The sequence below is a fragment of the Clostridium sp. Cult1 genome (genome assembly GCF_021655095.1).
Lineage (GTDB): Bacteria > Bacillota > Clostridia > Tissierellales > Tepidimicrobiaceae > Schnuerera.
In genome coordinates, this window is sequence record NZ_PPXW01000001.1 from 1196379 (window position 1) to 1218216 (window position 21838).

General features: G+C 32.5%; 27 protein-coding genes, 1 pseudogene and 2 riboswitches. Of the genes and pseudogenes, 23 read left to right on the top strand and 5 right to left on the bottom strand.

The window, feature by feature from the left end; translation table 11 throughout:
* Positions 1 to 73 precede the first annotated feature (73 nt).
* The 4 genes from C3E89_RS05845 to C3E89_RS05860 all read left to right on the top strand — a co-directional run bounded on the left by C3E89_RS05845 (position 74) and on the right by C3E89_RS05860 (position 2005).
* Positions 74 to 274 carry a hypothetical protein gene (locus tag C3E89_RS05845; protein ID WP_236911537.1) on the top strand — a complete coding sequence of 67 codons (201 nt, stop codon included), beginning with the start codon at positions 74 to 76 and terminating at the stop codon, positions 272 to 274.
* 89 nt (positions 275 to 363) lie between these two features.
* Entirely contained in the window at positions 364 to 936 is a 573-nt protein-coding gene (locus tag C3E89_RS05850) for a hypothetical protein (RefSeq protein ID WP_236911538.1), read from the top strand.
* A 90-nt stretch (positions 937 to 1026) separates the two neighbouring features.
* Positions 1027 to 1776, top strand: coding sequence for a peptidylprolyl isomerase (locus C3E89_RS05855; RefSeq protein WP_236911539.1), 750 nt, complete (start codon positions 1027 to 1029; stop codon positions 1774 to 1776).
* Between the two features lie 70 nt (positions 1777 to 1846).
* The gene (locus tag C3E89_RS05860; protein WP_236911540.1) at positions 1847 to 2005 is read left to right on the top strand and encodes a hypothetical protein; all 159 of its coding nucleotides are present in this window, start codon (positions 1847 to 1849) and stop codon (positions 2003 to 2005) included.
* A gap of 46 nt (positions 2006 to 2051) precedes the next feature.
* On the opposite strand, the gene C3E89_RS05865 is transcribed toward C3E89_RS05860, so the two are convergent.
* From C3E89_RS05865 to C3E89_RS05885, 5 genes are read right to left on the bottom strand one after another with little or no spacing between them, the layout of a single operon-like run.
* Positions 2052 to 2780 (bottom strand): AIR synthase related protein, encoded by a 729-nt coding sequence (locus C3E89_RS05865; RefSeq protein ID WP_236911541.1) that lies wholly within the window; start codon positions 2778 to 2780, stop codon positions 2052 to 2054.
* On the bottom strand, positions 2764 to 3267 hold the full coding sequence (locus C3E89_RS05870; RefSeq protein WP_236911542.1) for an ECF transporter S component: 504 nt from the start codon (positions 3265 to 3267) through the stop codon (positions 2764 to 2766). Before C3E89_RS05870 ends, C3E89_RS05865 begins: the two co-directional genes overlap by 17 nt.
* Before the next feature lie 25 nt (positions 3268 to 3292).
* A complete protein-coding gene (locus C3E89_RS05875; protein WP_236911543.1) occupies positions 3293 to 4093 on the bottom strand; it encodes an ABC transporter ATP-binding protein in 801 nt (266 codons plus the stop codon).
* Between the two features lie 13 nt (positions 4094 to 4106).
* Complete coding sequence (locus tag C3E89_RS05880; protein WP_236911544.1) at positions 4107 to 5084, bottom strand: FecCD family ABC transporter permease; 978 nt, start codon at positions 5082 to 5084, stop codon at positions 4107 to 4109.
* A 1-nt stretch (position 5085) separates the two neighbouring features.
* Positions 5086 to 6033, bottom strand: a complete 948-nt coding sequence (locus C3E89_RS05885; protein ID WP_236911545.1) for an ABC transporter substrate-binding protein — start codon at positions 6031 to 6033, stop codon at positions 5086 to 5088.
* A gap of 113 nt (positions 6034 to 6146) precedes the next feature.
* A riboswitch (cobalamin riboswitch) is annotated at positions 6147 to 6327 on the bottom strand.
* A gap of 125 nt (positions 6328 to 6452) precedes the next feature.
* Between C3E89_RS05885 and cobU the strand changes: the two genes are divergently transcribed.
* The 19 genes and pseudogenes from cobU (at position 6453) to cbiT (ending at position 21803) form a co-directional block, all read left to right on the top strand.
* Positions 6453 to 6989: a bifunctional adenosylcobinamide kinase/adenosylcobinamide-phosphate guanylyltransferase gene (cobU, locus tag C3E89_RS05890; protein WP_236911546.1), complete on the top strand. Its 537-nt coding sequence runs from the start codon at positions 6453 to 6455 to the stop codon at positions 6987 to 6989.
* Positions 6986 to 7723: an adenosylcobinamide-GDP ribazoletransferase gene (cobS, locus tag C3E89_RS05895; RefSeq protein WP_236911547.1), complete on the top strand. Its 738-nt coding sequence runs from the start codon at positions 6986 to 6988 to the stop codon at positions 7721 to 7723. Before cobU ends, cobS begins: the two co-directional genes overlap by 4 nt.
* Complete coding sequence (locus tag C3E89_RS05900; protein WP_236911548.1) at positions 7714 to 8289, top strand: histidine phosphatase family protein; 576 nt, start codon at positions 7714 to 7716, stop codon at positions 8287 to 8289. The genes cobS and C3E89_RS05900 overlap by 10 nt, the downstream gene beginning before the upstream one ends.
* 76 nt (positions 8290 to 8365) lie before the next feature.
* A riboswitch (cobalamin riboswitch) is annotated at positions 8366 to 8542 on the top strand.
* Positions 8543 to 8669: 127 nt separating this feature from the next.
* Positions 8670 to 9644, top strand: a complete 975-nt coding sequence (locus C3E89_RS05905; RefSeq protein WP_236911549.1) for a FecCD family ABC transporter permease — start codon at positions 8670 to 8672, stop codon at positions 9642 to 9644.
* Positions 9645 to 9710: 66 nt separating this feature from the next.
* Complete coding sequence (locus tag C3E89_RS05910; RefSeq protein WP_236911550.1) at positions 9711 to 10442, top strand: energy-coupling factor ABC transporter permease; 732 nt, start codon at positions 9711 to 9713, stop codon at positions 10440 to 10442.
* Entirely contained in the window at positions 10426 to 10719 is a 294-nt protein-coding gene (locus tag C3E89_RS05915; RefSeq protein ID WP_025641679.1) for an energy-coupling factor ABC transporter substrate-binding protein, read from the top strand. Before C3E89_RS05910 ends, C3E89_RS05915 begins: the two co-directional genes overlap by 17 nt.
* Positions 10703 to 11386 carry a cobalt ECF transporter T component CbiQ gene (cbiQ, locus tag C3E89_RS05920; protein ID WP_236911551.1) on the top strand — a complete coding sequence of 228 codons (684 nt, stop codon included), beginning with the start codon at positions 10703 to 10705 and terminating at the stop codon, positions 11384 to 11386. The genes C3E89_RS05915 and cbiQ overlap by 17 nt, the downstream gene beginning before the upstream one ends.
* On the top strand, positions 11387 to 12208 hold the full coding sequence (locus C3E89_RS05925) for an energy-coupling factor ABC transporter ATP-binding protein (RefSeq protein WP_236911552.1): 822 nt from the start codon (positions 11387 to 11389) through the stop codon (positions 12206 to 12208).
* Positions 12183 to 12959, top strand: coding sequence for a sirohydrochlorin cobaltochelatase (locus C3E89_RS05930; protein WP_236911553.1), 777 nt, complete (start codon positions 12183 to 12185; stop codon positions 12957 to 12959). The genes C3E89_RS05925 and C3E89_RS05930 overlap by 26 nt, the downstream gene beginning before the upstream one ends.
* A 12-nt stretch (positions 12960 to 12971) precedes the next feature.
* Positions 12972 to 13982 (top strand): ABC transporter substrate-binding protein, encoded by a 1011-nt coding sequence (locus C3E89_RS05935; protein ID WP_236911554.1) that lies wholly within the window; start codon positions 12972 to 12974, stop codon positions 13980 to 13982.
* A 31-nt stretch (positions 13983 to 14013) separates the two neighbouring features.
* The gene (locus tag C3E89_RS05940; RefSeq protein ID WP_236911555.1) at positions 14014 to 14793 is read left to right on the top strand and encodes an ABC transporter ATP-binding protein; all 780 of its coding nucleotides are present in this window, start codon (positions 14014 to 14016) and stop codon (positions 14791 to 14793) included.
* Between the two features lie 16 nt (positions 14794 to 14809).
* A pseudogene (locus tag C3E89_RS05945) lies at positions 14810 to 15517 on the top strand (cobyric acid synthase); the annotation flags it as partial.
* A gap of 143 nt (positions 15518 to 15660) precedes the next feature.
* Positions 15661 to 16611, top strand: a complete 951-nt coding sequence (gene cbiB, locus C3E89_RS05950; RefSeq protein WP_236911556.1) for an adenosylcobinamide-phosphate synthase CbiB — start codon at positions 15661 to 15663, stop codon at positions 16609 to 16611.
* Between the two features lie 4 nt (positions 16612 to 16615).
* On the top strand, positions 16616 to 17665 hold the full coding sequence (locus tag C3E89_RS05955) for a pyridoxal phosphate-dependent aminotransferase (RefSeq protein WP_236911557.1): 1050 nt from the start codon (positions 16616 to 16618) through the stop codon (positions 17663 to 17665).
* Positions 17666 to 18973: a cobyrinate a,c-diamide synthase gene (locus C3E89_RS05960; protein ID WP_236911558.1), complete on the top strand. Its 1308-nt coding sequence runs from the start codon at positions 17666 to 17668 to the stop codon at positions 18971 to 18973.
* Between the two features lie 11 nt (positions 18974 to 18984).
* Positions 18985 to 19605: a precorrin-8X methylmutase gene (locus C3E89_RS05965; RefSeq protein ID WP_236911559.1), complete on the top strand. Its 621-nt coding sequence runs from the start codon at positions 18985 to 18987 to the stop codon at positions 19603 to 19605.
* The gene (gene cbiD, locus C3E89_RS05970; protein WP_236911560.1) at positions 19602 to 20678 is read left to right on the top strand and encodes a cobalt-precorrin-5B (C(1))-methyltransferase CbiD; all 1077 of its coding nucleotides are present in this window, start codon (positions 19602 to 19604) and stop codon (positions 20676 to 20678) included. The genes C3E89_RS05965 and cbiD overlap by 4 nt, the downstream gene beginning before the upstream one ends.
* Entirely contained in the window at positions 20678 to 21268 is a 591-nt protein-coding gene (cbiE, locus tag C3E89_RS05975; RefSeq protein ID WP_236911561.1) for a precorrin-6y C5,15-methyltransferase (decarboxylating) subunit CbiE, read from the top strand. The genes cbiD and cbiE overlap by 1 nt, the downstream gene beginning before the upstream one ends.
* Positions 21255 to 21803, top strand: coding sequence for a precorrin-6Y C5,15-methyltransferase (decarboxylating) subunit CbiT (gene cbiT / locus C3E89_RS05980; RefSeq protein ID WP_236911562.1), 549 nt, complete (start codon positions 21255 to 21257; stop codon positions 21801 to 21803). The genes cbiE and cbiT overlap by 14 nt, the downstream gene beginning before the upstream one ends.
* Positions 21804 to 21838 lie beyond the last annotated feature (35 nt).

Here is a 21838-nt window from a genome sequence, read left to right on the forward strand (position 1 = left end):
AATAAAATAAAGATTCACTATTTATATAGCTAAAGTATATAAAATATATTTGAATTAAAACTGAGGTGAGAATATGGTAAAACTGAAAAGCAAAGAAAAGGTACTTAAAGAATATATGAGTAGATATCCTGAACTAGACAATTTTTTTAAAGAAGAGCTTTCAGAAGAATATGGTCGATATGTAGAGGCTTCTCCACATATTCAGTTTATGGAGATTCTTGCACAGTATGGAATGATTAAATTTTTTAGAGATAATATGCTAGTGCAACAATAGAGAATGTAGCTAAAATCCAGTGAAAGAAATTTTCAACTGGATTAATTTATTTCTATAAACATATATAATCATAAGGAGATGTTTCAAATATGAAATATAAAATTGCTAAAATTATTAGCCTTATAACGGTAGTTCCATTAGTAGCTTTCTTTACTATACTATTATCTTTTATTTATGGGATAGATCAATCTGTTAAAACTGGTTGGCTTATATATTCTATTGTTTTTTTAACAGTAATTCCATTGCTTGCCTACCCAGTTCATAGGATGGTACCAAGATTTAAAAAACAGGGAAGAAAAATTGAAAGAAAATTAGCTTTTATATTTGCTGTCATAAGTTATGTAATGGGCTCAATTCTTACCTTTTATTATGGCGCACCAGTATTGGTCAAAAAAATATTTATGGCTTATTTATCATCAGGAGTATTTTTAACCTTTGTAAATAAGGTATTAAAGATTAAAGCTAGTGGACATGCTTGCGGTGTATCTGGACCTATTACTTTGTTAGTTGATCTAGTTGGAACAAAGATGTTATGGCTTTTTTTAATAATACCGGTAATATATTGGTCTAGAATAAATTTAAAAAGACATAGTATAAGAGAATTGATTTTAGGGACATTAGTAGGGATTTTTTCTACATTATTCGCTATTAGTTTAGTTTAAAATTATAATCTTGCTTGACATGGAAATTTTCATATGATACGTTCAATAAGTCGAGAAGGTTAACAAATAAACCAAAAGGAGAATTAAAATATGAGTGAAAACAAAGTATTAGCAACAGTTAATGGAAAAGAAATAACTGATAAAGAAGTATATAATTTCTTAAATCAGTTAGCTCCACAAACGGCAGCTCAGTTTAATACACCAGAAGGTATCAATAAATTGGCAACTGAGTTGGTAAATCAAGAACTTCTATATTTAGAGGCAGTTGAAGATGGATTAGATAAGGAAGAAAATTTTAAAAGTCAATTAGAAAGTGTAAAAGAAAATGTTCTAAAACAATATGCAATCAATAAACTATTTGAAAACATTTCAGTATCTGAAGAAGAGATACAGAATTTTTATAATGAGAATAAGGAATATTTCAAAACTCCAGAATCTGCTCGAGCTAGCCATGTATTAGTTGATGATGAAGAAAAAGCAAAAGAAATATTAGAAGAAATTAACAATGGTTTATCTTTTGAAGATGCTGCTACTAAGTATTCTAGCTGTCCTTCAAAACAAAACGGTGGAGACTTAGGTGAATTCACTAGAGGTAAAATGGTACCAGAATTTGAAGAGGCTGCTTTTGCAATGGAAGAAGGGGAAATAAGCGAACCTGTAAAAACACAGTTTGGATACCATTTAATTAAATTGAGTTCTAAAACTGAACCTGGAGTTAGAGCCTTTGAAGAAGTTAAAAATCAAATTAACCAACAACTAGTGATGGTGAAACAACAAGAGAAATATTTAAATAAGGCTGAAGAGCTAAAAGAAAAATATGATGTAAAAATTTATTTTTAGTGAAGTAATCCCTTAAATTACCTCGTATGTAGTACCAGATTAGGTGAAAAATACATATGAGGTGATAATAATGAAAGATAAAAAATTTGAAAGAAAAATTGATGGAAATTTTTTCAATCAAATGAACTATGAAATAGCAGCAGAACATGGCGTAATAGATAATGAAGAGATGAAAAACAATAAAAAGTTTAAGGATTGGAACAAAGAAGATAAAAAGAGTAATAAATAGTAACAAGCCCTAGTTTCTTTAGAATTATAAAACTAGGGCTTTATATTTAAATCAGCTTTCCAATATAGGTAAAAGGCTTATTTATCAACTCAGTAATAGATGGAGTTCTTTCTTTATGTACTATAATGCAACAAGTAGAAGGACCGCCAGATTTCATTTTATCAATATGTGAAGGAATACTTTCATTTACCTTCAAGTCTGATAATTTTTCCAATATGCTTAATTCATATTTTATTCCCTTTGAACCAACTGGAATTGCTTCAATTATTTCTTTAGAACTAGAGATTTCCACATAGTCTTTTAATTGAAGAACATCCTTAGAATTTAAGACTTCATTTCCTACAAGAGGATATCCTAAAAGGGAAAGATACATGCCTTTTTCAACATTTTTAATTTTTAAATCAGAAACCTTTGCCCTAGATATTACGGTAATTCCTATACCAGTCATAGAAGTGGGGAAGTTTTCTTCTGTACTTCCTGTAAAAACTATATCTGTAAGTCCATTTTCCTCAAGTTCCTTTTTTATAGCTTTTAAGATCTTTTTACCTGTAGGATTCATTTCAACAGATAGGGTATCGGATATTATAATAGGCTTTGCTCCTATGCACAATGCTTCCGATAGGGCAACTTTTATAGTAGCTTTTCCTACAATCCCTTCGTCTACTTTCAATACATCATTTTTTTTACTACCTATTGCACCCAGACTATCACAAGAGATTACATAGGCTATATCCTTCTCATAGATTATGATTAAATCCCTATATCTTTCTATCAATTTGACCCCCGCCTATTTTTAATATTCCTTTATATATTAAAGAAGCTAAAAATATATTAATAAATGAAGCCACAGTTAGAGGAAGGCTCCATCCTATAAAAAATCCCCATCCAAATATGGGTACGAATAAAAGAGCGGAAATTGGGCCATTCAATATGGTTCCAACTATTACGGCAATATATATATTAAATCTTTGATAAAAAAATCTAAATAGATATGCATATACTGCCATTTGTATTGATATGTATATATGGACAGTAATTCCTAAAGGAAAGCCAGATGTAATTGCTGTGAGCAAATGGCCTAAACTTATTACCATAGCTCCATACCAGCCTCCCAAATATAAGGCCCCAAAATATCCTGGCATTGAATCGAAAGCAACGGTATTAAAAACCTTAATAAGGGCACCTACAGCACTTAATGCTACAAGCATAGCAACCATAGTAAGGGTTTTAATATCTTTTAATGTTTTAGTTTTTTCTTTCAAATGATCAACCTCCTAAGTATTAGTACTAGACTACATGAAATTGCTTTTTCCTATTTAAAGTAGGAATAACATAAGGACTATGATTAATCGGGTTATTAAGTAATTCCACTTCTATAGAAAAAGCTGATTTTATATTATCAGGGGTTAAAACCTTTTTAGGACAGCCAGAAGCCATTATTTTACCTTCTTTCATTACAAAAATTTCATCGCAAAATTGGGAAGCAAGATTAATGTCATGGAGTACGGTAATTACAAGTATTCCATTGTTAGATAAAGTATTTACAAGGGATAGTATTTCAATTTGATATTTAATATCCAGATGTGAAACTGGTTCGTCCATAAGCAAAATTTTAGGTTTCTGGGCTAACGCTCTTGCTATATAGACTCTTTGTCTTTCTCCACCACTTAGCTCATTGATATTCTTGTCTTTAAATCTCCAGGTATTCGTAATTTCCATAGACTCTTTTACAATATTTTTATCTTCTTCACTTTCTGACTGGAACCTTTTTAAAAAGGGCATTCTTCCCATCATCACAATATCATAGCAATTAAATTCAAAATCATAGGGCATTTCCTGAGGTACATAAGCTATATATTTGGCTTTATCTTTTATGCTAAAATCTTTAATATTTTTCTTTCCAATAAAAACATTTCCTGATTCTGGTTTCAGATATCCAGATATATTTTTTAAAAGGGTGGACTTTCCGCTACCATTTCCTCCTATTATACCTGCCACCATATTTTTGTTAATAGTGAAATCAATACCCTTTAAAACTTCAGTTTTTCCATAGGAAAAATATAATTTGTTTATTTGTAAAATAGTCATATTATCACGTTCCTTAATTTTTCTGTTTGTTCTTTATAAGTAAATATAAAAAGAAGGGACCACCAAAAGTTGCAGTTATTATTCCAATGGGTACTTCTGTAGGTCTTAAAATAAATCTAGCTAAAGTATCAGCTAAAGTCAGAAATATGGCTCCCGATAGGGCACTAAAAGGTACAAGGATTCTATTATCAGGACCTACTATAAGCCTGGATACATGGGGGACAATAAGACCAACAAAACCTATAATTCCCCCTACTGATACTGCAGTAGCAGTGACCAAGGATCCTAAGACAAGGATGATTTTTTTAATGAACTCTGTATTAACTCCTAGGTGTTCAGCAACTTCTTCTCCCGTTAAAATAGCATTTAAATCTCTTGAAAACACATACATTACAAAAGAACCAATAATTATTATAGGAGCAGAAAAAGCAATGCTATTCCAATTAGTAAGACTAAATCCTCCCATAGTCCAGAAGACGATTCTAGTAAATTCGTCATGGTTTAAAAGCATCAACAGGGATATAATTGCAGAAATAAAAGCGCTTATAGCTATACCCGCTAGTAACATTGTTGTCATAGATACTTTTGATCCAGTTTTTGATATGGTATAGACAAAGATTACAACTGCTAAGGATGAAATAAAAGCCAAGAAACTAAGGCCAAAAAGTCCAAGGCCTAGTATTATAGCAATGGTAGCACCAAAAGCTGCACCGGAAGAGATTCCCAAAACATAGGGATCTGCCATAGGATTTCTCAATAGTCCTTGAAAGAAGGCTCCTACAACTGAAAGCCCCATACCTACCACCGCTGCACCTATTATCCTTGGAAGCCTTAAATTAAAGATTATAGTTCTACTGGTTTCATCTCCATTTCCAGTAAATACATTTATAATTTCCTGCAGGGGTATTTTAACTGCCCCTGCAGAAATAGAGATTATAACCGTTAAGAAAAAGAATAGAATAGCTATAGTAAAATAGATGCTTTTTTTCACTTTAATCGAAGACCTCCGGATGTAAGAATTTGGCAATTTCTTCTAGACCTAGGACAATCCTATTAGAAGCTCTAGCTATTATGTCATCATTACTTATTACAAATATATTTCCATTTTTAACCGCATTGATATCTTTGTAACCCTCAGCTTTTTCAATATCTTTTACATTACCAGCATGAGGGGATGTAATTATTGCATCAGGGTTATTCTTAACTAATTCCTCTACACTGTATTGAGCCCAACCGTCAACATCTTGAGCAACATTTTTTCCACCAGCGAGAGTTATAAGCTCATCAATAAATGTACCTTTCCCAGCAGTCCAATTTCCGTCAAAAGAGACTAGATAGAACACATCTATTGTTGGAAGGTCTTCTACCTTATCTTTTATCTCACTAATCTTAGATTCCATCTCATTAATTATTTCTTGGCTTTTTTCATTAGTTCCAGTTATCTGAGCCAATAATCTTATGGACTCATATATACCTTCTATATCTTTAGCTTCTATCATTACAACTGGTATCCCCATATTTTCTAAAGTTTCCATCTCCTCTTGGCCTGATTGAGTAGAAGCCAACACTATATCAGGATTTTGTGCTGTTATTGCCTCGATATTAGGTCCTTTAAAACCTCCTACCTTTGTAATATCTTCAACCTCAGGGGGATAATTATCATAATCTGTAACACCTACAACTTTATTGCCAGCTCCCAAAGCATATATAAGTTCGGTAGTAGAAGGAGCGAGAGAAACTATCCTCTCAGGTTCTTTTTCTAAAGTTATTTTTCTTTCTAAAAAGTCAGTAATACTTAATGGGAACTGATTTTCAACTATTTCATCTAAGTTTTCAACCTTATCTTTAGGTTCTGATGAATCCTCTGTAGTACAAGCTACCAATGAAAATGTTAGGACAATTACCAATAAAAAAATAAATAGTTTTTTAAATTTTCTCATAAACATCCTCCTAATTTCATATTGAATATTAAAAAAAGGTCTACCTAAGGAGGCAGACCTTCATTTCAAAAATTAAGCATAAAAAACAGATTACACCTTCCCTCCGAAGGTAAATTCACAAAAACCTTATGGTAGGTCTCCTGGCTTGTGATTCATCTTCCACCCTGCCTTCCCACCTAAAAACTTAGGTAGTGGCTTATTAGGGTTTTATCTTCACTTACAGTAGCGGGGGCTGCGCGGGATTTTCACCCGTCTTCCCTTTTAACCTTTCGGTCCATAAGACTTTTTTATTTAATTGCACACTTATATTGTATAACTACTGGTTAATTAAGTCAATAGTTTTCAGTAACAGTCATTCATGATATACTTATAACTAATTAATTATATAAATTTAAAAAAAAAATAGTTCAGGTGATAATATGATTATTTTAGTTACTGGTGGAGCTAGAAGTGGTAAAAGTACTTTTGCAGAAAATCTATATAAGGACAAAAAGGATGTAGTGTATATTGCCACATCAAAAATATGGGATGAAGAAATGGAGGAAAGGATTAAATTACATAAGGCTAGTCGGCCTTCCTATTGGAGAACTTATGAAGGAAACTATTCATTAACCAGCGCTCTAGGAGAGGAGAGAAACTATCTATTGGATTGTATAACCCTCCTTACATCTAATATAATGTTTGATATAACAAAAGAGATAGAATATATAGATTATCAATTACAGAGTAAAATAGAAAATAGAATATATGGAGAATTATCCTCTCTAATAAAGGTTATTGAGGATAGGGGATATAATTTAGTGTTGGTGACTAATGAAGTAGGTTATTCTTTAGTTCCAGATAATCATTTAGGCAGAGTTTTTAGGGATATTCAAGGAAGGATAAACCAAAGGATAGCAGCTTTATCTCAAGAGGTTTATTTGGTATGTTGTGGAATACCGGTGAAAATAAAATGATAAATGGACTAATATTATCCATCCAGTTTTTAACCCGATTACCTATAAAAAAGTCTATAGATTTTAATGATGAAAATTTATCTAAGAGCATTTTTTTTTATCCATTAGTAGGGATTATAATTGGTGGAATTGGAGGTTTGTTTTATTACATATTTGGCTTTTTAAATGAAGATATAGGTAGTTTTTTTGCTCTACTATCCATGATAGTATTAACAGGAGGCCTTCATTTAGACGGGTTATCAGATACTTGTGATGGATTTCTATCCTATAGGGATAAGAATAAGATCCTTGAAATTATGAAAGACAGTCGCATTGGAGCCTTTGGAGTAGTATCCATAGTACTGGATATTTTGCTCAAATATATTCTCATTTCAAATTTAGAAGGAAATATACCCTTAATATTAGGATTAGCCTATGGAAATAGTCGTTTAGTAATAGCTTATATAATGTGTACTAAAAGAGTTGCTAAAAAAGATGGAATAGGGTATATGTTCTATAAGAGTGATCCTAAAAAGTATGCTTTATTTGGAGGAATTGGATATTTATTAGTAGTTCTATTAATCAATCCTATTTTTTTAATACCACTATTTGCATCCTTTTTAGTAGGACAGATAATAACCAAAATAACCTATAATAAAATAGATGGTTTTACTGGAGATGTATATGGAGCTACAATAGAAATAGGAGAGATAATATCTTTGATAATATTTTTGGAGGTGTTAAAGTGGATATAATTTTAATCCGCCATGGACAAACTGAGGACAATGTAGATAGAATTTTTAGCACAAAAGATACTAGGTTAACAGATAAGGGAAAGGAGCAGATTAGAAAGACTAAAACCTTTGTAGATACTTTAGCCTATGACAAAGTCTATGTAAGTCCCTTATACAGAGCTATCCAGACTATGGAAATATTAGGTTTAGATGGAGAAGTGGAAGAAAGGATTAAGGAAGTGGACTTTGGATTATTTGAAGGGAATACCTATGAAGAAATCAAGGACAAGTTTCCTAAAGAAGCTAAAATATGGGATGAGGATTATATTAATTATGTTACTCCTAAAGGAGAAAGTATTAAAATGGCATATGAAAGAGTGACTTCCTTTTTAGAGGAAATATCAAAAAAGGAGGAAAATGTGGTTTTAGTATGTCATGATGGAGTTACTAGAATTGCTTTATCTTGGGTATTTGATAATTTAGATTATTTTTTCAAATTTAAAATAGAAAACGGAAGCGTTAATATAATTTCTATAGATGAATATGGATTCAAATATATTGAAAAGGCCAACTATACTGTGAAATAATATAATGGATAAGTAATAATAAAATAAAATTTTGTTGACAATATAAAGTTTTATGATAATATGTAATTGAAAAAATTGAATATAAAAAATATTGGGTTCCTTTTGGATTAATAGGGAAACTGGTGTAAATCCAGTACAGCCCCCGCTACTGTAATTGGGACGAAATCAACTTATACCACTGAGAATATCTCGGGAAGGTGTTGAGAGTAGGATGATCAAAAGTCAGGAGACCTGCCTGATGTTTTTGCTAACTAACCTTCGGAGGGAAGGATAGGATTGTTTTTATTTGGCATTTTTATAAGTTAATCATTTATGTCAACAAGCCCTACCTTTAGAAGGTGGGGCTTGTTTTAGTATTGGTATAGGAAAAGAGGTGGACAATGAGGAAGAAATACTTAATATTAGCATTTGTTTTTCTATTCATATTAAGTTTTATTATAAGCCTTGGTAATGGAGCTGTAAAAATATCCGCAAGAGAAATAGCTAAAGCAATTCTTGCCGAAGAAAATAATGTAAATCGACAGGTTATATGGAATGTCAGGCTTCCAAGGACTATAATGGCAGGTCTTGTAGGCATATGTCTTTCACTATCTGGAGCTATACTCCAAGGAGTCATGAGGAATCCGTTAGCAGGTCCAAATATTATAGGAGTATCTGCTGGAGGAGGCCTTGCAGCACTAATTTTACTCGTTTTATTTCCCGAATTATATTATCTAGTACCAGGTGGAGCCTTTGTTGGTTCCCTTTTGGCTACTTTGTTCATATATATACTGGCTTGGAAGGATGGAGCCTTACCTACCAGATTAATATTAGCAGGAGTAGCTGTATGTTCTTTATTAAATGCTGGTATAAATGCATTGATGACCTTTTATCCTGATAGAGTGGCAGGGGTAATATCTTTTATGGTAGGTGGTCTATCAGCTATCACTTGGATACAGGTAAAGATGATACTTCCCTACGTAACGATTGGGATCATATTGGTATTACTGTTACCAACTAAATTAAATGTATTAATGCTAGGGGATGAAATAGCAACAGGTCTTGGATTAAATGTAGAGAGAACTAGATTTGTATTCATAATACTATCCTCAATATTGGCAGGGGCAGCTGTTTCTGCTGTTGGATTATTGGGTTTCGTTGGTCTTATGGTTCCTCATATTGCAAGATTGTTCATAGGTTCAGATTATAAATATTTATTTCTTGGATCTATCTTTTTAGGAGGAACAGTAGTTGTGCTATGCGATACTATGGCTAGGGTTCTATTTGCACCAATGGAAATTCCAGTAGGAATTATTATGTCAGCTTTAGGAGCACCGTTCTTTCTTTTGCTATTGAGAAGGAAGAAAAGAATTTGAAATACTTAATTTTATACAGGCACTAAAGGTAGTTATACCTTTAAATAATAGTGAGAGGTGATTTTCATGAAAAGCAAAAAAATGGTATTTTTGCTCGTGCTATTCCTTATGGCATTGACACCACGTATTACTAATGCTATGCATATTATGGAAGGCTTTCTCCCTGCTAAATGGGCTATTATCTGGGCTATTGTGTCTTTGCCATTTATAGGTATTGGATTTAAAAGGATAAATCAAATATTTAAAGGGGACTCAAATCAAAAAGTACTATTAGGACTAGCGGGAGGTTTTGTATTTGTACTATCTGCATTAAAAATACCTTCTGTAACAGGCAGCTGCTCCCATCCAACGGGAGTAGGTCTAGGGGCCATATTATTTGGACCCACAACTATGACTGTAGTAGGATTAATAGTATTACTATTCCAAGCATTGTTATTAGCCCATGGTGGATTAACCACATTAGGTGCCAATACTTTTTCCATGGCAATAATAGGGCCATTAGTATCCTATGGAATATTTAAACTTTTTAAGAAGAAAGGCGGCAATACAACTTTTGTAGTATTTTTAGCAGCTTTTTTAGGCGATTTGATGACCTATGTAGTAACTGCAACCCAATTATCTTTAGCATTCCCTGATTCTGTAAGTGGTTTTGTTGGTTCCTTAAGCAAGTTCTTATCTGTATTTGCAGTTACTCAAATTCCTTTAGCTATTGTAGAAGGAATAATAACAGCCATTGTTTATAATTTATTAGTTGAATATAGTAAGGAAGGGGTGATTAAAATTGAAACAATCAAATAAAACTAATATATTACTTATTCTATTAGCTATTATTATAATCATAACCCCTTTGTTTATTAAAAAAGGTGCTGAATTCGAAGGTGCTGATGATCAGGCAGAAGATGTTATTAACGAAATCAATTCAGATTATGAACCTTGGTTTGATTCAATATGGGAACCACCTAGTGGTGAAATAGAAAGTTTGTTATTCTCCCTACAGGTGGCCATTGGCGCTGGGATTATTGGTTATATCTTTGGCGTGATGAAGGAGAAGAGAAGAGTTGCTACTAATAGATAAATATGCTTATACTAATAAACTAGCTGATTATAACCCTATGACAAAGTTTATCTTTGTCATAGGGGCTTTGACAATAGTTATTTTTTTCAACAATCCCTATATAAATATGAGTATATTTATAATAATGTCGTTTTTGACAATATTTGTAGCCAATATACCTTTGAATAAGTATTTGAAGATTATGGCAATGCCCATTGTTTTTTTAATGATTAGCATAATTTCCATATTATTAAGCATTTCTCCTAATGATATATTTATATTTAGTGTAAAAATATCTAACAAATATATAGGAATTACAAGGGAATCCTTAACAGAATCTATAAATACATTATCAAGGGTTTTAGCATCAATTAGTTCAACATTTTTTTTAGCTTTGACTACACCATTAAATAATATTATAAAGATATTGAAAAAACTAAAGCTCCCCAATGTTTTAATAGAATTATTGGTGTTAATTTATAGATCTATATTTATCTTTTTAGAGGAATCAAAAGATATAATAATAGCCCAGGAAATGAAATTTGGTTATAACAATATGAGAAATAGTTACAGATCCATGGCTTTACTTATAAAATCCTTATTTATAAGGGTTCTATTGAGATATGAAGATATGATTATTTCTTTAGATAGCAAACTATATAATGGCGAATTTAAAATAGGTGATTAGATGATTACTATTGAGTCTTTAGAATTTAAATATGAAGATGGAACTAAAGCATTAAAGAATATAAATATGGATTTAAGTAAAGGTAATGTCATCGGTTTTATAGGAGCTAACGGCTCTGGAAAATCAACACTTCTCCTAAATATGGTAGGTATCTTAAAACCTAGCAAAGGATGTATAAAATATGATAATTCACATATACAATATAGTAAAAAATTTCTAAGGGAATACAGAAAAAAGGTAAATATTGTATTTCAAGATCCAGACAAGCAATTATTTTATTCTAATGTATATGATGACCTAGCTTTCTCCCTTAGAAATTTAAACTATAGCGAAGAAGAAATAGAAATAAGGGTTAAGAAAGCATTGGAAATTGTAGATGGATACGAATTAAGGGATAGACCAACTCATTTCTTAAGCTATGGTCAGAAAAAGAGAATTGCTATAGCAGGAGTATTAGTCATGGATTTAGATGTAATACTATTTGATGAACCTACCAGTGGATTAGACCCTTATATGACTAAAGAAATAAAGGATATTATAAAGAAATTGAGTAGGGAAAAGAAAATAGTTATATCTAGCCATGATATGGATTTAATATATGAAATTTGTGATTATGTTTATGTACTAAGACAAGGTGAAATACTGGGAGAAGGATTAACACAAGAAATATTTTTAGAAAAAAACCTATTAACAAAAGCTTATCTCGAAAGACCTTGGTTGGTAAAACTTCACGAGGAACTAGGCTTACCATTATATAAAAATGAAAATCAGTTATTTCAGTGGAAAGGAGATGGCTATGAAAAAAGGAATTATAGTAGTTAGTTTTGGTACAACCTATGAAGAAACTAGGAAGTTATGTATTGAAAGTATTGAGGATAGGGTGAGAGAACAGTACAAAGGTTTTTTTATATCAAGGGCTTTTACATCTCAAATGGTAATAAACAAACTTAAAAATAGGGACAACTATCATGTTGACAATCCAAAGGAAGCTTTAGAAAAGATGAAAGCCAATGGAGTAAAAGAAATATATATTCAGCCTCTTCATATAATACTAGGCCATGAGTATGAAAAACTATTAAGACAAGTAGAGGAATTTTTAAAGAATAATAAGGATTACTCTATTAAAATAGGGAAACCCCTTCTTTATAATGATGAAGATTATAAAAAGGTGGTAGAGGGATTAAGTCTCTCAGATATAAAGGCCAAGGAAGGGATTGTATTTATGGGTCATGGTACAGACCATGAAAAGGATATATCCTATGATAAGTTGGAAAAGGCTTTTAGGGAAAAGGGATATGAAAATGTGTATATAGCTACTGTAGAAGGTAGAGTTACCTTAGAGGATATAATTCCAAAACTGAAAGATAAGGGAATACAGAAGGTGGTCTTAAAACCCCTTATGCTAGTAGCTGGAGACCATGCAATTAACGATATGGCTTCGGACGAAGGGATCTCTTGGAAAATCATACTAGAAAGGGAAGGTTTTAATGTGAAACCAATCCTAAAGGGTCTAGGCCAATTAGAAAAAATACAGGATATTTATCTAGAACATTTAGGAAAAATCATGGATTAAAAGGAGGAAGAAATGAATAGGGAAAAAATAATTTCATCATTATTAATTCTAATTTTAATTCTATCTTTAATTACTGCTTGTTCTAATAATGAAGATTTGAAAACAAATACAGGAAAAGTAGAGCAAGTAGAAACAGAAGAATTGGAATATGGAATAGATATAAAGGAGGATTCCGTTACTTTTGTAGATGGAAGGGATAAAGAGGCGACCATTAGGAAGCACCCAGAAAGGACAATAGTATTATTCGATTCCTATCTGGAGGTATGGTGTAAATCTGGAGGTACAGTTGTCGGTCGTTTAGAAGCGCCACCAGAAAAAATAGTCGAAGAAGCCAAAGATGCAGAAGTGGTAGGAAAACAAGGCGCTATAAATGTGGAGAAAGTATTATCTTTAGAGCCAGATCTGGTAATTCTTAATTCCAATCAGAAGCATCAGATGGAATTGGTACCTATTCTAGAGGAAAATGGAATTGAGATTGTGGCATTAAATTATTTTGTTAAAGATGATTATTTTAAAATGGTAAGATTGTTTACAGCTTTAAATGATAGAGAAGATCTATATGAGGAATATGGAATTAAAGTTAGAGATGGTATAGAAGAGACAATTGAGAAGGCTCCAAAGGATAAGAACTATAAAATCTTAGTAATGATGGCCAGTGCAAAAAGCATTACCGTAAGGGGTTCCGATTCTACAGTAGGGGAAATGTTAAAGGATTTACACACTACAAATATATCGGATACGGCAGCTACAGGACCCGATGCAATAGCCTTTAGTATGGAAAAGATATTGGAAGAAGATCCAGACTTTATTTTCGTACAAACCACCGGTTCCGATAAAGAAAAGGTATTGGAAAGGCTTAAAAAGGATGTGGAAGATAATCCAGCTTGGAATTCCTTAACGGCTGTGAAAGAGGATAGATATATATTCTTACCAAAGGATTTGTATATGTATAAACCAAACCATAGATATGTGGAGGCCTATGAAGGGTTATCAAAAATTCTTTATCCTGATACCTTTAAATAGGGAAAATTACAATTAGAAAAAGGGTGTAGACATGGGGTTACTAGCAAAAAATCTTTATGTAAATTATGGAGAAAAGGAGATATTAAAGGATGTAAGTATAAGAGTAGAGAAAGGTCAAATAGTAAGTATAATAGGGCCAAATGGCTCAGGAAAAACCACTTTGATAAAGACATTATCTAGATGTATAAGGCCTGTAAAAGGTTCCGTTTATATAGAGGACGAGAATATATTAAACTTACCTACAAAATGGGTAGCAAGGAAAATGGCTATTCTTCCCCAATCTAAAAATACACCTGCCGATATTACTGTAAGAGAATTAGTATCCTATGGCAGATATCCCCATTTGAAATTTGGACAAAGGTTGGGGAAAGAAGATTATGAAATTGTGGACTGGGCTATTGAAAAGACTAGACTGAAAGAATCTAAAGACAGATATATAGTCACTCTATCTGGTGGAGAACAGCAAAGGGCATGGCTAGCCATGTCCTTAGCCCAAAAACCTGAAATATTACTACTAGACGAACCTACCACTTTTTTAGATATATCCTATCAACTAGAAATACTAGAATTGGTAAAGGAACTAAATGAAACTTTAAACTTGACGGTTTTAATGGTATTGCACGATTTAAATCAAGCAGCTAGGTTTTCGGATAATATATTAGTACTGAAAGATGGACAAATATGGGAATATAATAATCCCAATTCCATATTTAAAAAAGAATTATTAAAAGAGGTATTTAGGGTAGAAGGTCACATATATAGGGATGAAATAAACCATTGTCCCTATTTTATACCTTATAAAGTAAATTAAAAGATGGAGGTATTAAATGGCAAATATTATGATACAAGGCACCACATCTTCAGCTGGAAAATCCTTTATATGTACCGGATTATGTAGGATATTTAAAGAAGATGGATACAAGGTTGCCCCTTTTAAATCCCAAAACATGTCTTCAAAATATTATGAAACAAAAGAAGGTTATAAAATGAGCACTGCCCAAGCTTTGCAAGCCAAAGCAGCAGGTATTAAACCAAACCCTAATATGAATCCTATATTATTAATACCTAATTCGGATAAAGGCAGTGATGTAATCATAAAAGGAAAGTTTTATAACAGAATGGAAGCTTTAGAATACTTTACCTATAAAGATGAATTAAAGCCAATGATTAAAGAAGCCTATAAAAATTTAGAAAAAGTAAACCATATTATAGTTTTGGAAGGCGCAGGTAGTCCCGCAGAGATTAATTTAAAGGAAAATGACATAGTAAATATGGGAATGGCAAAGATGGTCGATGCACCAGTATTATTAGTAGCAGATATCGATAGGGGAGGGGTATTCGCATCCCTTTATGGCACAGTTCTGCTTTTAGAAGAAGAGGAAAGAGCTAGAATCAAGGGACTAATTATCAACAAGTTTAGGGGCGATAAAAGGTTGTTGGACCCAGGCATTGAAATGATAGAAGAACTACTAAATATACCTGTAATAGGGACCCTTCCCCTTACCCCATTGGAATTGGTGGACGAAGATTCCTTAATAGACTATGAAAAACATTGTAATCTATTTCCTCAAAGGGAAGATGAAATAGAAGGGGAATTAGGTAAACTATCCAAAATGATAAGGGAAAATCTAGATATGGACTATATATATTCTTTATTGAAACTAGATTAGGTGAAAATATGAAAGGTATCTTAATAGCAGTAATATTAGACTTAATAATAGGAGACCCTTATAGCTTTCCCCATCCTGTAAAGCTAATGGGAAGGCTAATATCTTTAGAGGAAAAATTAGTGAGAGAAATTAATTGGGGACGTCAGGGAAGAATTTCTAATTTAAAAATTGGAGGGCTTTTAATAGTAATTTCAAACATCATTTTAGCTTTTACAATACCTTATCTATTGCTAAAGACCATAGAGGAATATAAAGTTCTCCATTCCATCATCAATATATACCTTATATATACCTGTATTGCAGCTAGATCTTTAGATAAGGAGGCTATGAAGGTATATTATGGGCTAGATAAAGGAATTGAAGAAGCAAGATATAAACTTTCCTATATAGTGGGAAGGGATACCAAGAACCTTTCAGAAGAAGAAGTAATAAGGGCAGCAATAGAAACCGTAGGAGAGAATACCGCTGATGGGGTCATTGCCCCATTATTTTATATTATGCTATTAGGTGCTCCAGGAGGTCTTATGTATAAGATGGTTAATACAATGGATTCTATGCTAGGTTATAAGAATGAGAAATATATGGAACTAGGCTTTTTTCCTGCAAAGGTTGACGATGTATACAACTATATTCCTGCTAGACTTACAGGAGTTTTAATGTGTCTATCTTCCATATTTAGATTCAATGTAAAGAATGGTTTTAGGATAATGATACGAGATAGGAAAAATCACAAAAGCCCAAATGCAGCCTATCCAGAAGGAGCTGTGGCAGGTCTTTTAAATATTCAGTTAGGGGGTAATAGCTATTATTTTGGCAAGATAGTAGAAAAGCCAACTATAGGGGATAGAATTAGGAATATTCATAGACAGGATATTAAGAAAACCATTGAGATTATGTATAGAACAGAAGTATTATTACTTGTTATTTATGGACTAATTAATATCTTATTAGGCAGGTGAAAAGATGAGACATGGTGGAGATTTAATAACTTATGAAAAATATTATGAAGAGGAGTTAATAGATTTTAGTAGCAATATAAACCCTTTAGGATTTCCAGAAGGTCTGGAAGAAGAATTAATCCACGGTTTTAACAATATGACAAACTACCCAGATATAAAGTATAGGCATCTTAAATCCAGTATATCAAAGTATTTAAGATGTAATCCAGGGAATGTAATAGTAGGCAATGGAGCAGTAGATATAATAAATAATTTTGTACTTATGTTTCCTAGAATAATAGTTACATTACCCTCCTTTTCAGAATATGAACAAAGGGCTTTAATCTATGAAAAGGAAGTGGTTAGATTAGATTATAATGGGGATTTCACTCTGGATTTAGCCTCTATAGAAAAGACAATAAAGGCTGAAGATCTATTAATCCTAGGGAATCCTAACAATCCAACAGGGCTGAGGATTGAAAAAGAAACTTTAATGGAATTATACGAAATAATCAAGGAAAAGGAAGGCTACCTACTACTAGATGAAGCCTTCTATGAGTTCTGTCCAAAGGATTATGATAGTATTGAAATATTTAGAAAAGACTCTTTTAAAAATGTTGGAATAATTAGAGCTGCTACTAAGTTCTTTGCCCTTCCAGGTATTAGATTAGGTTATGGTTGTGTATCAATGGATATAAGTAAAAAATATGGAGAAATAGAATTACCCTGGAGCGTTAATTCTTTGGCAGATAGGGCTGGTAGGTACATTTTCCAATGTAAAGACTATATAAAAAGGAGTCAAGCTTATATAGAAGGTGAAAGGGAATTTCTATTAAGGGAATTAGACAAAATTGAAGGGATAAAACCTTATCCAACTCATACTAATTACATCCTAATAAAACTATTGAAATGGAATGAAGAATATGTATTCTATTTTTTTCTAAAAAGAGGTTTGTTAGTTAGAAGATGCTCCAGTTTTAATGGATTAGATAATACCTATATTAGGTTGGCTATAAAAAACAGAGAGAATAATTTAAAGCTAATAAAAACCTTTAAGGAATTGGAGAGATCATAGATGAAGACTATAATGATTACAGCCCCTTCTAGCAATACTGGTAAAACTTTAATTACCCTTGGGCTAATTAGAGCATTAAAAAATAGGGGATTAGATATATCTGCCTTTAAGACTGGACCAGATTTTATCGATACCAGGTATTTAGGATTAGCTTCGGGAAAAAGAGCAGGAAACTTGGATATGTATATGATGGGTGAGGAAGGATTAGAGGTGGGTCTATCTATGAACAGAGGAGAATACGCCCTAATAGAAGGAGCCATGGGATATTTTGATGGAATATATAATACTTTTGAGAATTCCAGTTATCATATATCAAAAAAACTAAATATCAATGCTCTTCTTATCTATACGCCAAAAGGTGAGATGTTTTCAGCTATTCCCAAGATAAAAGGTATGGTAGATTTTTCAGATTCTAGGATTAAAGGGATCATTTTGAATAAGGTAAGAAAGGATATCTACCTTCTATTAAAAGAAAAAATCGAAGAATATATAGGGATTAGAGTATTAGGCTATGTAGAAGAAGATAAGGATCTTGAAATACAAAGTTGGTATCTTGGTTTAGTTCAAAGTATGGAAAACCAATATGCAGAAAATATAATCGATAAGCTATCAAAGATTATGGAAAAAACTGTCCATTTAGAGGAGATAATCCATCTTATGAATGATTTAGATATATCAAAATATGAATATCCAAGAAAAAGAAATATTAAAGTGGCCATAGCCTATGATAAAGCTTTCTCTTTTTATTATAATGAAAATTTAAGACTATTGGAAAATAGCTGTCAGGTAGAATACTTTTCTCCACTAAAGGATAAAGAAATACCAAAATGTGATTTATTATACATTGGTGGAGGATACCCTGAATTATATAAAAAAGAGCTTTCTCAAAATCAAACTATGATAAATTCTATTAGAAAAATGGTAGAATTAGGAGGTTATATATACGGGGAAGCTGGAGGTTTTATGTATTTAGTAGAGAATATAGAAAATGCTCCTATGGTAGGGATATTCAAAGGGAAAGCCTATATGACGGATAGACTTCAAAGGTTTGGATATACAAATATTCAACTAATGGAGGATACTATATTGGGCAGAAGGGGAGAAGAGTTAGTCGGTCAGGAATTTCACCGCTCTATAATAGAAATAGAAGATAGACCTTTATATTATATAAGTAAACCTAAAACCAATAGAAATTGGCAGTGCGGATATAGCTATAAAAATGTTTTAGGAGCATATCCCCATATTAATTTCCTAGGTAATATGGAGGCTTTTAATTATCTGCTGGATAGGATAGAGAACAAAAGATAAGGAGGGAAATCATGTATATTAAGAATCCAATGGAAATAGAGAACAAAAGTATGGATATTATAGAGGAAGTAATGGGGGATACATCTTTTACTGACAAAGAGAAGGTAATTGCAAAGAGGATGATCCATACAACAGGAGATTTTGAATATAGAAATATTATATCCTTTAAAGGAAATTTTGTTGAAGAGGCAGTGGATAGTATAAAAAAAGGAGGCGTTATTTTTACCGACACTAAAATGGCCTATATGGGAATAAATAAAAAAGCCCTATCAAAAACTCGGTGTAAATTAAAATATTTAATCGATGATGAAAGGGCCTATGCTCTGTCTGAAGGGTTAAATACTACTCGTTCGGCGGCAGCTATAGATTTAGCTATAGAAGAGGGAATAGATATGTTCGTCATAGGAAATGCACCTACTGCCTTATTTAGGCTATTGGAATTAGCAAAGGAAAGTAGAGTTAATCCTAGATTTATCATAGGGGTTCCAGTAGGCTTTGTTGGTGCCAAGGAATCTAAAGAATACTTAAGGGAATTCCATATTCCTTCCATATCTACAATAGGCACTAAAGGCGGTAGTAACGTTGCAGCCTCTATTGTTAACGCCCTATTGTATATGGTGGTAGGAAGATGAAATTGGATATGTATGTGATAAAAGATGGGAAACCACTAAGATGTGGATATACAACTGGCTCCTGTGCTACAGCAGCTACTAAAGCAGCAGTTCTTATGTTGGAAACTGGAGAAATTCCAAACTATGTGGTAATAGATACTCCAGCTGGGGTAAGGCTGAAACTTGAAATAAACAATCCAAAGATAGAAGGAAATAAAGCCTCCTGTTCCGTAATTAAAGATGGGGGCGATGACCCAGATGTAACCGATGGAATGGCAATATATGCCCAAGTAGAAAAAAGGGAAGATGAAAAAATAGTCATAGACGGAGGAATAGGCATTGGGAGGATAAATAGAAAGGGTTTGTTTGGAGAGATTGGAGAAGCTGCCATAAACTCTGTACCCAAAGAGATGATAAAAAAGGAAATAAGAAAGGTATCCATTAAAGGATATAATGTATTAATCTATGCTCCCAATGGAGAGGAGATTAGTAAAAAAACTTACAATGAGAATATTGGAATTAAAGGCGGTATATCCATTATAGGAACTAAAGGCATAGTATATCCTATGTCCCAGGAGGCTTTGATAAAGACTATATATATGGAAGTAGATGCTATAGAAGATAGATATGGTAAGGAAAATATAATCTTAGTACCAGGAAATTATGGGGAGAAATTAGCAAAATCTCTAGATTTAAAAGGTGGTATAGTGAAGATCTCCAATTTTATTGGGGACAGTATCCTCTATATATATAATAAAGGATTTAAATCTATGACTTTAGTAGGCCATATTGGTAAATTTGCCAAACTATCCATAGGTATATTTAATACCCATAGTAATATATCTGATGCACGGATGGAAGCTTTTATTTATTATCTATCTTTAAAAGGAGTATCTAAATCATTGTTAGAAGAGATAAATAATTGTTTAACAGCAGAGGAAGGATTAAATCTTTGTATTGAAGCAGGATACGGGAATATTGTAAAGGATATGGAAAAAGGAGCAGAAGAAAGGGTTAAAAAATATTTGAAGGATGAAGATTATCCAGTTAAGGTAATTATCTATTCCATGGAAAGGGGTGTTCATATGGGGTAGTGGTAGCTGGTATAGGTCCAGGAAATCCTAGATTTTTAACTAGGGAGGTAAAGGATGCCATAGAAAATTTTGAAAAAGTAGTAGCCTTTGGCAGGGTTTCCAATTCTTTAGGCCATATTAGGAAGGATTTTATAAGAATAGAAAAAATTGCTCATATAGATAAACTTCTAGAAGAATATGAAGATATTCTAATATTAGCCTCAGGAGACCCTTGTTTTTATGGAATTGTTGAATACCTTAAAAGGGAGAATATAAAGATTGAAAAGATATTGCCTGGACTATCCTCCTTTCAATATATGATGGCAAAATTAGGCATAAGCTGGCAAGGAGCAAATTTTCTTTCTTTACATGGAAGAAAAGGAAAGCTAGAAAGTGTAAAGGATTATAAATTATCTATAATCCTTACGGATAAAGACAATACCCCTTCACGTATCTCTAAAAGCCTATATGAAATGGGAGTTAAAGGCAGGATATATGTAGGTTTCAATCTTTCCTATGAAGATGAAAGGATAATAAAGGCAGAGATAGGTAAAAAAATAGATGATATTACTCCTTTAGCTGTGGTGGTGATAGAAAATGAAATGGATTAGAGATGAAGAATTTATACGGGGAAAGGTTCCCATGACCAAATTCAATATAAGAATACTAACTATGGCCTACTTATCCATAGAAGAAGGGGACAAGTTATTGGACATAGGCGCTGGTACAGGAAGCATATCTATAGAAGCTAGCCTACAAGGGGCTGAAGTTTGGGCAATTGAAAAAAATCAAGAGGGGATAGATATTATAAATAAAAACAAGTCTAAATTTAATGTAACTATAGATGTAATAGAGGGAGAAGCACCAGAGGTTCTACCAGATATCAAATTTAATAAATGTTTCCTAGGAGGTAGTGGTGGTAAGCTAAAGGAAATATTTGAATATCTAAATGATCATATGGAACCAGAGGGCATATTATGTGGCAATTTTATTACCTTAAACAATTTAAACCATTTTCTCCAATTATTAAAAGCTTATGAATACACAAATGTTGATGTCCAATTAATCCAGTCTTCTTATATGGATAAGATAGGACTTATGAGGGGGAATAATCCTATATTTATAGCAAAGGGAGTGAAAAGATGAAAAGGCTATATGTTTATATTTTAGGGAGGAGGAAA